Origin of the sequence: Alkalimonas mucilaginosa, from assembly GCF_036327005.1 — a bacterium.
GTDB classification, from domain to species: domain Bacteria; phylum Pseudomonadota; class Gammaproteobacteria; order Enterobacterales; family Alteromonadaceae; genus Alkalimonas; species Alkalimonas mucilaginosa.
Window position 1 is genome coordinate 182,927 of sequence record NZ_JAUGZK010000005.1, and the last position, 13,642, is coordinate 196,568.

The 13,642-nt window shown below is 54.9% G+C and carries 8 protein-coding genes; 6 read left to right on the forward strand and 2 right to left on the reverse strand.

All coding sequences use genetic code 11. From position 1 onward, the window contains the following. Window positions 1-195: 195 nt before the first annotated feature. From QWF21_RS09010 to QWF21_RS09025, 4 genes are all read left to right on the forward strand, one after another. Complete coding sequence (locus tag QWF21_RS09010) at window positions 196-1,485, forward strand: DEAD/DEAH box helicase (protein ID WP_330087719.1); 1,290 nt, start codon at window positions 196-198, stop codon at window positions 1,483-1,485. Window positions 1,486-1,560: 75 nt separating this feature from the next. Next, the gene (locus QWF21_RS09015; protein WP_330087720.1) at window positions 1,561-3,144 is read left to right on the forward strand and encodes a serine hydrolase; all 1,584 of its coding nucleotides are present in this window, start codon (window positions 1,561-1,563) and stop codon (window positions 3,142-3,144) included. 110 nt (window positions 3,145-3,254) lie between these two features. Further along, complete coding sequence (locus QWF21_RS09020; RefSeq protein WP_330087721.1) at window positions 3,255-6,125, forward strand: insulinase family protein; 2,871 nt, start codon at window positions 3,255-3,257, stop codon at window positions 6,123-6,125. 211 nt (window positions 6,126-6,336) lie between these two features. Beyond that, window positions 6,337-8,454: a winged helix-turn-helix domain-containing protein gene (locus tag QWF21_RS09025; protein WP_330087722.1), complete on the forward strand. Its 2,118-nt coding sequence runs from the start codon at window positions 6,337-6,339 to the stop codon at window positions 8,452-8,454. A 63-nt stretch (window positions 8,455-8,517) separates the two neighbouring features. Here QWF21_RS09025 and ahpF read toward each other — a convergent pair whose 3' ends face one another. Together ahpF and ahpC are read right to left on the reverse strand one after the other, a co-directional pair. After that, window positions 8,518-10,062, reverse strand: a complete 1,545-nt coding sequence (gene ahpF, locus QWF21_RS09030) for an alkyl hydroperoxide reductase subunit F (protein ID WP_330087723.1) — start codon at window positions 10,060-10,062, stop codon at window positions 8,518-8,520. 179 nt (window positions 10,063-10,241) lie between these two features. Further along, window positions 10,242-10,808, reverse strand: coding sequence for an alkyl hydroperoxide reductase subunit C (gene ahpC / locus QWF21_RS09035; protein ID WP_305946123.1), 567 nt, complete (start codon window positions 10,806-10,808; stop codon window positions 10,242-10,244). Window positions 10,809-11,094: 286 nt separating this feature from the next. Between ahpC and QWF21_RS09040 the strand changes: the two genes are divergently transcribed. Both QWF21_RS09040 and QWF21_RS09045 read left to right on the forward strand, forming a co-directional pair. Then, complete coding sequence (locus QWF21_RS09040; RefSeq protein ID WP_330087724.1) at window positions 11,095-12,132, forward strand: DUF2868 domain-containing protein; 1,038 nt, start codon at window positions 11,095-11,097, stop codon at window positions 12,130-12,132. Continuing rightward, window positions 12,129-13,532, forward strand: coding sequence for a DUF3482 domain-containing protein (locus QWF21_RS09045; RefSeq protein WP_330087725.1), 1,404 nt, complete (start codon window positions 12,129-12,131; stop codon window positions 13,530-13,532). Before QWF21_RS09040 ends, QWF21_RS09045 begins: the two co-directional genes overlap by 4 nt. The last annotated feature ends 110 nt before the right edge of the window (window positions 13,533-13,642 follow it).

Sequence of the window (13,642 nt, forward strand, 5' to 3'; positions counted from 1 at the left end):
CTGTATGGCTTTGATAAAATAATGGATCGCGCTCAGATATAACCAAAAGGAATTAGTGATCTTCTATCTATGCTTTAAGTACTAGATTTGACCCCATAGGCAGCTAACTTGTGGTTTCGATGGCACTGGCAACGGTTTTCAGGTATCCTGCCCGGCCGCCCTTTTGGCGGTTCTTTGTACAACAAGTGAGAATTTATGAGTTTTGCCTCCCTGGGCTTATCGGCCCCTTTGCTTGCAGCCATTCAGGCTGAAGGCTACGACACCCCTTCACCTATTCAGGCTCAGGCGATCCCTGCTGTGCTGGCTGGTCGTGATCTGATGGCCGCCGCCCAAACCGGGACGGGCAAAACGGCGGGTTTTACCCTGCCACTGCTGCAGCGGCTGGCTGAAGGCAAGCCTGCTTCGGCCAATCAGGCGCGTGCCTTGATTTTAACCCCCACCCGGGAGCTGGCGGCTCAGGTCGGAGACAGCGTGGTGCGTTATGGCAGTCGCTTGCCGCTGCGTTCAACCATCGTCTTTGGCGGGGTAAAAATCAATCCACAGATGCAAAAGCTGCGTAAAGGCGTCGATATTCTGATTGCCACCCCAGGCCGACTGCTCGACTTGTACCAGCAAAATGCAGTGCGCTTTTCCGAGCTGGAAATCCTGGTACTGGATGAAGCCGACCGCATGCTGGATATGGGTTTTATCCGCGATATTCGCAAAATCCTGGCGCTGCTGCCCAAGCAGCGGCAAAATCTGTTGTTCTCGGCGACCTTCTCCGATGATATCCGTGCCCTGGCCAAGACCATGGTCAATAACCCACTGGAAGTGTCGGTCAGCCCGGCCAACAGTACGGCCGAGCGGGTCGAGCAGTTGGTGTACCCGGTGGATAAAAACCGCAAAGCCCAGTTGCTGATTGACCTGATTGTCGACAACCATTGGCAGCAGGTGTTGGTGTTTACCAAAACCAAGCACGGTGCCAACAAGTTAACCAAGCAACTGGAAACGGTGGGCATTCAGGCTGCGGCCATTCATGGCAATAAAAGCCAGGCTGCCCGTACCAAGGCGCTGGCAGGCTTTAAAAGCGGTGAAGTGCGGGTGCTGGTTGCTACCGACATTGCTGCCCGAGGTCTGGATATCGATCAATTGCCACAAGTGGTGAATTTTGATTTGCCGAATGTGCCGGAAGATTATGTGCATCGCATTGGCCGCACCGGCCGCGCCGGAGCCAGTGGCCATGCGGTGTCATTGGTGTGCGCCGACGATGCCAAGTTGCTGCGCGATATTGAGCGGGTGATTCGACAAGCAATACCGCGTCAGGTAAAAGCGGGCTATGAGCCCGTGCATAATGTGCCGGTATCCAACCCGACGCAGCCAGCACGCCGGCCGAAAAAGCCAAAAAAACCAAGCGAACACCGCGATGGTCAGCGTGCCGAGGGCTCTGCTCAGGCTAAAGCCCGCAGCCAGCATCGCCGCCCGGCCAGAACACCCAACGCCGGCTAGCTGGCCTGACCGATTTGGCCCCGGCGGCCAAATCGGCTAGTATGCTGGCCTTGAACTGCAATTTCGAGGCCCGGCATGCACCCAACGCTTTTCTCTTCTTACTTTGTTCGTTCCTTGCTGCTTAGCAGCCTGGCTGCCTTGGCATTGGCTGGCTGTGCCCTGCATTCCACTAGCTCAGAGCCATTGGCTGGGCTGGATCACTGGATTGAGCAAGGGCGGCAGGACTGGCAATTGCCGGGGTTGGCGGTGGCTGTGGTATACCGGGATGAAGTCATTTATGCCCGTGGTTTTGGCACTTTGGGGCTTTCATCCGAACGCCCGGTCGATGAACACACTTTATTTGGTGTGGCCTCGACTACCAAGGCGATGACAGCGACGGCGCTCGGCATCTTAGTGGATGAAGGCAAGCTCAGTTGGGACGATAAAGTGGTCGATCATCTGCCGTATTTTCAACTGGCCGATGATTGGGTGACGCAGGAAGTGCGTATTCGTGACTTACTCACGCATCGGGTAGGCCTTGGCCGCATCACCGGCAACCGCATTCAATTTATGCCTACCGCCAGCCGTGAGCAAGTGATCCGGCAAATGCGCTATCACGACTTTGAGCAGCCCTTTCGCTCGGGGTTCGTTTACCACAATGTGATGTACTCCGTGGCCGGTGAAGTGGTGGCGGCAGTCAGCGGCCAAAGCTGGGATGACTTTATGCATGAGCGCTTATTTGTGCCGCTTGGCATGCAACGCAGCAATACCTCCATTACCCAGTTTGCGCCGGACGACGCCAATATTGCCTTGCCGCATCAATACATCGAAGACGCTGTGGTCGAAATCGCCCGCCGTAACTTTGATAATGTTGGCCCTTCGGCATCGGTCAATAGCAGTGTTTATGAGATGGCGCAGTGGCTGCGGCTTAATTTGGGCGAGGCTGGTGTCTATCAAGGACAACGGTTGGTCAGCGAAAATGTGATGGCCGAGATCTTCAGTCCTCAAATGGCGGTGAGTCGCGCCAGCCGGACCGAGCCGGTACGGGCTTATGGCCTGGGCTGGTATCTGGAGGACTACCGTGGCTACCAAACCGCCAGCCATGGTGGTGCAACCGATGGCTTTAATACGCTGGTAACTCTGGTACCGGAGCTGGAGCTCGGCATCGTGGTGATTGGCAATACCTTTGAAAACTTCCGCCCGGCGGTGACCCGCACCATTATCGATCGTATCGCCGGCTTACCACCTCACGATTGGCACAGCACCTATTTAGCGCAGTACCAGCAGAACTTTGCCGAAGCCAGCGCAGCACGACAGCAGATAGAGCAACAGCGTCAGCCCGATGCAGCGGCTAGTTTAAGCGCAGCAGAAATCACAGGTCGTTATCAGCACAATTTGTACGGCAGTGCCAACGTGCAGCAAAACGAAGCTGGCGAGCTGCTGTTAAGCTTCTGGGACGATGGGGTTTCTAAACTTACCCTGGAGCACTGGCAGGGCGACAGCTACCGGGCTCACTGGCACAACAAAGCACAGCGGGAGAAGTTTGTACACTTTGCCAAAAATGAGGATGGTACCATCGAACTAAGCGTGGAGTGGACACTAAGACCCCAGTTGCTGCAGGTTGGCATTTACCCGACGCCCTACAGCCGTATTTCTGCTTTCCGGCAACAGCAGCCGTAAAGCGAGACATATCCGCTTACAAATTGGGGACAGTCCCAACTGGCTTGCATCGCTGGTATTCAGTAGCATTCGGCCAGGTATTTATCGTGCTGTTGCCAAGGAATAAGATGATGAAGAAACTGTTCGTGGTGAGCGCCATTGCTCTGACCGTGATGACCGGTTGCGCCCAACAACCCAGGGTGCCACAGGAAACCGCTGCGCAGCAGCAAGCGGCTGCTGTGCTGGTAAGCCCCAATGATCTGCGGGCCTACAAAACACTGACACTGCCAAACCAACTGGAAGTGATACTGGTGTCGGACCCTGCCACAGAAAAATCTGCGGTATCGCTTAGTGTTGCGGCTGGCATGTTGCAAGACCCAATGACGCAGCAAGGCCTGGCTCATTATTTGGAACACATGCTGTTTATGGGCACGGAGCGTTACCCGGATCCTGCTGAGTACGCAGCATTTTTCAGTCAGCACAATGGTGCATACAACGCCTATACCTGGCTCGATATCACCAACTACATGTTTGAAATCAATAACAGCGTGTACGATGAAGCGCTGGATCGTTTCTCCGATTTCTTTAAATCGCCGAAGTTTTACCCCGAATACTCGGACAAAGAACGCAATGCGGTTAACGCCGAACACTCGATGCGCCGCGAGCAGGATTCTTTAGCGCAGTTTGAGCTGATGCGCCGGATGTTTGGTGACCACCCATCGAATCGTTTCCTGGCTGGCAGCCTGGAAAGCTTAAGCGATAAGCCGGGCAGCAAACTGCATGAGGAAATGCTGGCGTTTTTCGACCGTTATTACTCAGCCAACACCATGAAGCTGGCGATGATCAGCAATCGGCCACTGGCGGAGATGGAGCTGCTGGCACGACAACACTTTTCCGACATCGAAAACAAAGAGATTGCCACTCCAACGGTGACCGCCGAGCTGGACAACAGCCTGTTCGGTGGCAAGCGCATTCACTATGTACCCAATCAGGATGTGAAACAGCTGCGACTGGATTTCACCATTCGGGATAACTCCAAGCAGTATGCGGTGAAACCGAATGAGTTTATCGCCTACTTGCTGCGCTCGGAAATGCCGGGTACCGCTGCGGCACAGTTAATAGCCTCTGGTCTGGTTTCCAGCTTTAATGTGTCGGTGAGTCCAGACTTATACGGCAACTACGGCAGTCTGAACATTGACATGAGTCTGACCGATGCCGGCATGCAGCAACGCGAGGCCATTACGGCGGTGGTGATGCAGTACCTGGATCTGATCAAGCAACAAGGTGTGGATGAAAAATACTACCAGGAAATCAAAACCAGCCTGGCTAACCAGTTTCAGTTTCTGGAAAAAACCGATGGCTTTGGCTATGCCTCAGGGCTGACGGCCAGCATGTTGAAACGCCCGGTGCAGCATGCCATTGCAGCGCCCTTTATCTATGAGCGTTTTGATGCTGAAGCCATTGAGCAGGTGCTGGCGCAGCTGACGCCGGAGAATCTCCGGGTCTGGTACATCAGCCAACAAGAGCCGCACGACAGCGAGTTAGTGCACCATGTTGGCAAGTATAAAATTGTCGATATCAGCGCTGAAGAAGTGGCGGCCTGGCAGCAGCCGCAGCTGGCGCTGAATTTGCCACAGATCAATCGCTTGTTGCCGGAAAGCTTTGCGATTAAAGCACGTACCGAGCAACAAAAGCCTGAACTGGTGGTCGAGCACAACGGCATCGCTGCCTGGTTGTACCCAAGTCAGGCATTTAGCGACCAGCCACGAGGCCGGTTGGACATTGTGCTTAACAGCCCCACGGCTCAAAATGACATCAAGGCCCGGGTTGCTTTTGCACTGTGGCGGGATTTGTACAATCTTGAGCAAAGTGCACTGCGCACCGAAGCCCGTGTTGCAGGCATCGGCGTCTGGTTAAGCGATGGCAATGGCTTAACTTTAAATCTGGATGGCTTTACCGACAAGCAACCCGAGTTGCTGGAGCAATTGCTAAGCGGACTGACCCCACGCATTACCGAAACGGGTTTTTCGCAAGCGGTCGATCGTTATGTGCGGAGCCTTGCCAACCAAAGTCGTCAGGTGCCTTTTCGTCAGGCGTTCTGGGCTTTTAACAGCCTGTATCGCGGTGGCAACTTCAACCCGGAGCAACTGATTGCCGCAGCGCAGTCGATGACACCTGACGACTTGACAGCTTTTATGGCCGAGACGCTGAGTGCCAACCAGGTGCGGGTCTTTGCCTTTGGCAATTACGATCAGCAGGATGTGCAGACGCTGGTGAGCAAGCTGGATGCAGCCTTGCCGGCCAGTCGAACCACCACGCCTTACGCCCAAAGCCTCTTTTGGAAGCCAGCAGCGGGTGAGACGCTGGTACTGCAGCGCGATATTCATGTCACCGATGTGGCGCTGATCGATATGCATGTGCATCCAGAGCAAGGCATGGCGGTGCGTGCCGCTGCCAATGTGCTGGCATCGCACTTTTCCAACCAGGCCTTTGACACCTTGCGCAGTGAAGAGCAACTGGCTTATGCAGTGGGCGGTACCGCCATCGATCTGAATAACTACACCGGTTTTGGTTTGTACATTCAGACCCCGGTCAAAGGCCCAGCCGATATGCAGCAGCGCTTTGATGACTTTAAGCACGAGTACTGGCAGCGCTTGCAGCAGGTCACGCCAGAGCAATTTGCGGCGCTGCAGCAAAGCTTGCTGATCAGCTTAAAGGAGCCACCGAAAAACCTACAGGAAGAAATGCGGCCGCTGGTCAGCGACTGGTACCGCGAGCGCTTTGACTTTGCTAGCCGTGAGCGCTTGATTGCAGCCGTTGAGGAGGTGACGCTGGCGGATGTACAAGCCTTTTATCAGCAAACCTTACTGAACCCGGAAGCAGCACGGATATCGGTGCAGATGCGTGGCACTGCGTTCAGTGAGCAACCGTTCGCTAGCTTGCCAAACCAGCGGTTGATAACCGATTTAGCCGAGTTCCAGCGTCGGATGGCAACACAATAAATGAAAATGCCGGGGTTCCCGGCATTTTTTTGTCCGAAGGTTATTTATTCTTACTCTCCAAGCGAGCGGTTTCTTTGCCTGGTAGATGCGTGTTGCCTGAATGACTTGAACTGATGCAAAATTGTCAATGCTATCAAATTTTTGTGCTAGCATACGCTCTTTGTACCCGCAGCAGCGCAGCCAGGAAACGACGTAGGATGGAAGTAAAGTTATGATGCCGGAACAGCCCGTGCGCTTTGGCGACTTTATCCTTTGCCCGGTCAATCAGCAATTGCAAACAACGGAGCAAAATATCACGCTGGAGCCTAAAGTCTACAGTGTGCTGTGCTATCTGATGACCCATCATCAGCGATTTGTTAGCCTGGAGGAGTTGCACCAGCAGGTCTGGGCGGGCCGCGTAGTCAGTGATACGGCTGTGCGCCGCACCATCAGTAAATTGCGCGCTGCCTTACAGGATCAAGCCGAAACACCCAAATACATCCAGTCCGCAGCCAGGCGTGGCTACCGTTGGCTTGCTGAGGTTGAGCCGGTAGCAACCACCTCATCCATAAAGCCTGCAAGAGAACCCTCTCTGACACCAGCTCACACTATTTCCGATACCTCCGTAGCAGCCGCCGAGGAGATGGACTCGCCAACCATCAGTGCACGAAAAACGCTGAAACCCTGGTGGCTGGCTATGCCACTGGTATTGTTAGCCGGCTTACTGGGCTGGCTGATGTTTCCGGAAACCGAGCCGACCTGGCAGCGGTTAGATCCTTTGCCAACCATTGAAGGTGAAAAGTTGGCGCTGGCGATTTCCCCGGACAGAAACGCCATTGTGTATTCCTCCAACTCCATGAATCATGCCGGGCAAGAGCTGTATTGGCACCACTTGGAAAGTGGCAGAACACGACAGCTTACTTCGGGTAATCACCAAATCATGTGGGCTGAGTATCATCACGATGGTCAATCGCTGTTTTATCATGACTACCAACAAGGTTTGTATCAGTTATACCGGCGACCTATCAGTTCAAGTGGCGAGTGGCTTGGGCCAGCTGAAGCCTTATTGCCACCACAGCCCAGAATGTTGCAGCTAACATCTATTCCTGGTACAGACAAGCTCTTGCTCAGTATGGGCCAATCAGATGCCATGCAGATCAAGCAGTTGGATCTGATTAGTGGGGAGTTACAGCCATTGACCCATGCCGTAATAGGCAACTCTTCGGACTATCCGTTTGCCCTTTCCGCAGACAACTCTATGCTGGCTTATATTCGGACCGCCAAAGCACAGCCACATTTGCTCACTGTAGTGCAGCGTGAAACCGGGCGCGTACTGCACCAACAAGTGTACCCCGACATCGCTTTCAGGCTTAAATTCTACGACGATGAACACTTGCTGATATTGGACGACAAGGCGCTGACCCTGATGCACTGGCCCAGTGGAGCCAGCCAAATGATCGAAAGCAACCAGGAGCAAGGTGGTCCGGGATTGAGTCGTTTTCTGGTTCGGGTTTCAGAGCAGGATTGGCTGCAAAGTCGTATTGTCGGAAATGTCCAAGGCTTTCTGCATCAATTTGGACCCATCGGTGATTTGTCAAACCGTGCCATTGTTGCCAGTTTAGCTCCTGGCGCCACCATGTATTTGACAGCAACACCAGGCCAGTACCTGATGGTACAGCGGCAGGCGGCACTGAGTCGTTTAGTGTTGCAACAACCGGATGGTCAAAGCCTCACCCTACTGGATGTTGAAGATGCCAATTTGATGATTCAAGCGGTGCATCCAGATGGGGAGCAGGTAGTGTTGTTTCTGCATGGCCGTCCCCATTTGTTTCGTATCCCTGAAGGGCAGCTAACGGCTCTGTCAGTTCGTCCGCAACTTTGGCAAAGCGCCAGGTTTGAAGGCTCCGGCCAGGCAGTGATTCTAACCTACATTGAAAATGCTGCGCCGGTCACTGTGCGGTATCAACTGGATAATGGGCAGATCACCCCGATGCATCAAGGGGAACGCGTGGTGGCCTCGCTATCTGCCAATGACTTTATTGTGCTGCGGGATGATCAGCACTTTGCCAGAGTCCGGTATGGGAAAACGGAGTTGTTGCCTATCCAGACCAGGCAACAGTTTGTTGGCAGTATTCACCTGCGGCAGAACATGCTGTTTTGGGGAGAGACCGACTTAAAGAATACCTGGATTTACCGCTACGATCTGACCTCGGGTGAGTTGCAACAGTGGCAGGCCGATCGCAGGCAAATGCTGCAATATTTCGATATCAGCCCGGATGCGACCCAGTGGTTGTTGCGCCATGTCCCACGGATAGATACGCAAATATTTCCGGCTCAAAGCCGCTTTTAGCCACAATTATCATGAAAAAAAACGGCAACCCGAAGGTTGCCGCAAAGGGGACGCGCTTTAAATTTAGTGACGGATCAGGTAGTCAAAGGCACCGAGTGAAGCATTGGCGCCGCTGCCCATCGCAATAACAATCTGCTTGTAAGGGGCTGTGGTGGCATCGCCGGCTGCAAAGACACCTGGCAAGGAGGTTTGGCCGCGCTCATCAACGATGATCTCACCGCGTGGGCTCAGCTCCACCGCACCGCGCAGCCATTCGGTGTTCGGTACCAGACCGATTTGCACGAAGATACCTGCCAGCTCGATGTGGTGGCTGTCTCCGCTGTTGCGATCGGTGTACTGAATGCCATTCACCTTGTTGCCATCACCGGTCACTTCGGTGGTCTGAGCTTCAGTAATGATGGTGATATTGCCCATGGAGTTGGCTTTGTTCACCAGCACCGCATCGGCGCGCAGCTCGGCTGCAAATTCCAGCACTGTGACATGCTCGACAATACCGGCCAAATCGATGGCCGCTTCAATGCCGGAGTTGCCACCGCCAATCACCGCAACTTTTTTTCCTTTAAACAGTGGGCCGTCGCAGTGCGGGCAGTAGGCGACACCTTTGCCACGGTATTCCTGCTCGCCCGGTACATTCATTTCGCGCCAGCGGGCACCCGGGGCCAGAATCAGGGTTTTGCTTTTCAGCACAGCGCCGTTGGCCAGCTCCAACTCGACTTGCTCAGACTTGCTGAGCTTAGTCGCACGCTGGTTGTTCATAATGTCCACTTCGTACTGGCGGACATGGGCTTCCAATGCGTTGACCAGCTTCGGGCCTTCGGTGTATTGCACCGAGATAAAGTTTTCAATGCCGACGGTATCGGCTACCTGGCCACCAAAACGCTCGGCCAGCACGCCGGTACGCAGGCCTTTACGGGCCGCATAGACTGCAGCAGAAGCACCGGCCGGGCCACCGCCAACGACCAGCACATCAAAGGCATCTTTTTGTTTCAGCGCTTCAGCCTGACGGGCTTCGGCGTTGACATCAATTTTCTGGATAATACGCTCCAGCGTAATGGCACCTTGGGAGAACTGCTCGCCATTTAAAAACACGGTCGGTACCGCCATCACATTGCGATCGCTGACTTCCTGTTGGAACAGGGCGCCGTCGATCATCACGCTGGTGATATTGGGGTTAATGGCTGCCATCATATTCAGCGCCTGCACCACTTCCGGGCAGGTCTGGCAGCTTAACGAAATATAGGTTTCAAATTCAAAACGGCCGGTCAGCTGGCGGATTTGTTCAATCAGCTCTGGCTCAATCTTGATCGGATGGCCACCTGAGTGCAGCAAAGCCAGCACCAAAGAGGTAAATTCGTGGCCCATCGGTACACCGGCAAAGGTAATGACGGTGCCTTGGTCGACCGAGTGCACCTGCATGGCCGGGGCACGCTTGGACGCGCTGTCGTCGCGGCGCAAGCTGACCAGATCCGACAAACTGGCAATCTCAGTCGCCAGGGTATTTAATTCCTGAGCTTTGGCGCTATCGTCCAGAGATACGACCAGCTCTACCTGGGATTTCAGGTTCTGCAGATAGCTGCTTAATTGTTGTTTCAGGTTGGTATCTAACATTGAGTCTACTCCATCTCTTGACTGTGTTTAGCGCGTTGTTTCGGGCAAAGCTTGAGTGTAGCCAGCATCCAAAGATGCTGGCTGAGTACCGTTTTACAGCGCAGGGGGAGAAGCTGAAACCAGCTTCAGTAGTGAGGCGTGGTTTCAGCGTCCGCTGCCAGGCAACGGTGGTGCGGCATTTAGATTTTGCCTACCAGGTCCAGCGATGGAGCCAGAGTAGCTTCACCTGGAGTCCATTTGGCCGGGCAGACTTCGCCGTCGTGGTTTGCTACGTACTGAGCCGCTTGCACTTTACGGAACAGCTCAGCAGCGCTACGGCCGATACCCAGGTCATGGATTTCAGCAACTTTGATTTCGCCTTCAGGGTTGATAACGAAAGTACCACGCAGAGCCAGGCCTTCTTCTTCGATCATCACGCCGAAATTGCGGGTGATAGCACCAGTCGGGTCACCGATCATTGGGTATTCGATTTTCTTGATGGTCTCAGACGCATCGTGCCATGCTTTGTGGGTGAAGTGGGTGTCGGTAGACACAGAGAACACTTCCACACCGATGTCACGGAACTGCGGGTAGAAATCAGCCAGGTCGCCCAGCTCAGTTGGGCAAACGAAGGTGAAATCCGCCGGGTAGAAACACACAACAGACCACTTACCCAGTAAGTCCTGCTCGGTTACTTCGATAAATTTACCATTTTGAAAAGCAGTGGCTTTAAAAGGTTTGATCTTGGTATTGATAATTGAAGACATTGTCTTCCTCCATTTCAGTTAATAACATTGGGTGTTTCGACAGGTGCTACTGTACCAAGTGGCACCCATTATGCAAAATGAATAAAACAAATAGCTTTAATCAATTATATCGATAAGGGTTAACTCTTATCGCACAGTGGCCTGATGTGCAGATTAATGGGGGCATCTGCGGCAATTTCAACCAGCTATGACCAGCTTGCCTGCAAAAACAAACAGTAAAGAGTGTTCCACTGCGCTATCCTGACATAAGATAATGACCAGAACATGAATCCAATCACAGAGGCCAATGCTATTGAATGCAGTTCCGGAACAACTGGTGTTGCCCTGGTGGCGCTGGCCGCTGGCGGGCTTGTTGGGCATGCTGCTGGGCGCTGCCAGCCTGAATTACAGCGCCGATGGCCGCCTTAATGTGCTGTTGCTCTGGTTGCTGTGGGCTGGCCTGCCCTTGCTGGGTAGCTTGCTGGCACTGGGGCTGATGCTGCGCCCTGGCCGGCCCTGGCTGGCTCGATTTAGCAAGCTACCGCTGTATTGGCAGCCGCAGCGTGATCAGCAGTGGTGGCTGCTGGCTCAGCTGAACTGGCTGTGGTGCTGGTTTGGACTGGGGCTCGGGCTGGTCTTTCTGCTGTTGTTGTTACTGTCGGACTTGGCTTTTGGCTGGAGCTCTACCCTGCTGTTGGAGCAAAGGGCCGTGCTTCAGTTAACCCAGTGGCTTAGCTGGCCCTGGCACAGCCTTTGGCCTGCCGCGGTGCCAGATGCAGCACTAATTGAGCAGAGCCGCTTTGCCCGTATTGAGCAACAATCGGTACTGCTTGCGCAAACCAGTGGCTGGTGGCCCTTCTTGGCCATGAGCCTGCTGTGTTACAACCTGCTGCCACGGCTGGCGCTGGCGCTTTTTTGCCAGTGGCAAAGCCGGCGCAGCCAACCGCAGTTGAAAATCCAGCAAGCCAGCCCAGCGTCATCACCCAGAGCCGAACCAGCTACCGAGCTTACCACTACTTCGTTGGCACAGTGGCAACAGGCCAGTTTGCTGCAGTGGCAATTGCCAGCCAGCGCTGAGGCGCTGACCCTGGGGCAGGACGACTGGCAGCAGGATAACGATGCCTTTTGTTCGCTACTGGCAACCAAGCCTAAGCAACTGCTGTGGCGGGTGCCGGCCAGTCGCAGCCCGGTGGCGGAGCTTTCCGACTGGATGGCGCTGGCCCGCAAGCAGGGCATTGCACAGGCGCTTTGGCTGCAACAGGATGCCAGCAACGCGCGGCACAGCGCCAGTTGGCAGGCCTTTGCCAAAGCCGAGCAGCTGGCCTGGCTGGAGGAGAATGCATGACAACAGCACCACAATTTTGTGTAGTCGGCCATCCGAACCAGGGCAAGTCGTCGATAGTATCGACCCTGGTAGAAAACGACACGGTGCGGGTTGGGGTAGAATCTGGCACCACCCGTGAAGCCGAGCGCTTTGAATTCGTATTAAATGGCAAGGTGCTGCTGGCGCTGACCGATACCCCGGGTTTTCAGCGTGCCCGCCAGGTGCTGGCCTGGTTGCAGCAGGTGCCGGTAGCGCCAGCCGAGCGGCCGGCCCGGGTACGGGCTTTTTTGGCCGAACCTTCGCACCAGCAGCAGTTTCCGGATGAGGTGGCGCTGTTAAGCCCCATTATGGCCGGTAGCGGCATTTTATTTGTCACCGATGCCAGCAGCCCGGTCAGTGCCACCGACGAGGCAGAGATGGAAATTCTGCGCTGGACCGGGCAACCACGGATGGCGCTGATCAACCCGATAGCCCCCAGCAACCACAGCCAAAGCTGGCAGCTTAGCTTGAACCAAAGCTTCCAGTGGGTGCGGGTGTTTAACCCAATGACCGCCACCCTGCCGGCCCGCCAGGCACTGTTTCAGGCCATGGCAGAGCTCACCCCGGACTGGACCGCTGCTTTGACCGAACTCAACCGCCAGTTGCTGCAACGTGAGCAGCAGCGGCTGCAGCAGGTCAGCATTGACCTGGCTGGCTACTGGTGTGCCCAGCTGAGTTTTCGCCAGCCGTTGTCGTTGCTGCCACCTTCGCTCCTAAAGCAGCCGGAGGTCTGGCTACAGCAACAACTGGATCAAGCCGAAAGCCAGTTGTTCGAGCAGTTGGCGCAAAGCTGGGGCCATGGCCAGAGCGAGCTGGCCCGTCAGCTCGACTGGCCGATAGAGCGCGACCGGCTGATGAATACCGAAACCTGGTACCTGTGGGGGCTGCAGCAAAAGGAGCTGCTGCTGGTCAGCGGCGGCGCAGGTATGGCAACCGGGGCCATGCTGGATCTGGGCCTTGGCGGCAGCTCACTGATGCTGGGCGCGTTATCCGGCGGTGTGCTGGGATCGGCCGCCGGCTGGCTGGCCAGCAAGCAGTTGCCCGGCAAAAAACTGGGCTGGCTGCCGCTTAGCCAAGAGCGGCATTATATCGGCCCGGTGCAGCACCCAAATTTTCCGCTGGTACTGATGGCCCGGGCGCTGACTTTTGTGCAGCTGTTGTGGCTAAGGCCGCACGCCGAGCGCAGCCGGCTGGCACTAACAACTCAGGCCAGCGACTGGGATAAGAAAGCGCAGGTGCAACTGCTGCAATGGAGCAAGCAGTTGCAGCAGGGTAAGTGGAAAGCGGCGCACAGTCAGGCGCTGAGTGACTGGATCCGTCAACAATTGCAGCAACGATTGCACAACATCTGGCAGCAGGAACAGCAGCACAGCTTTACCTGACTAAAGGTGTTTGAGAGGCGGCCAGACTGTCCACTGCAACAACTTTTTGAATCGCATCAACCGATTAAGAAAAAGCCAGCAAAAGTGCTGGCTTTCCAATCAAGTTTCAG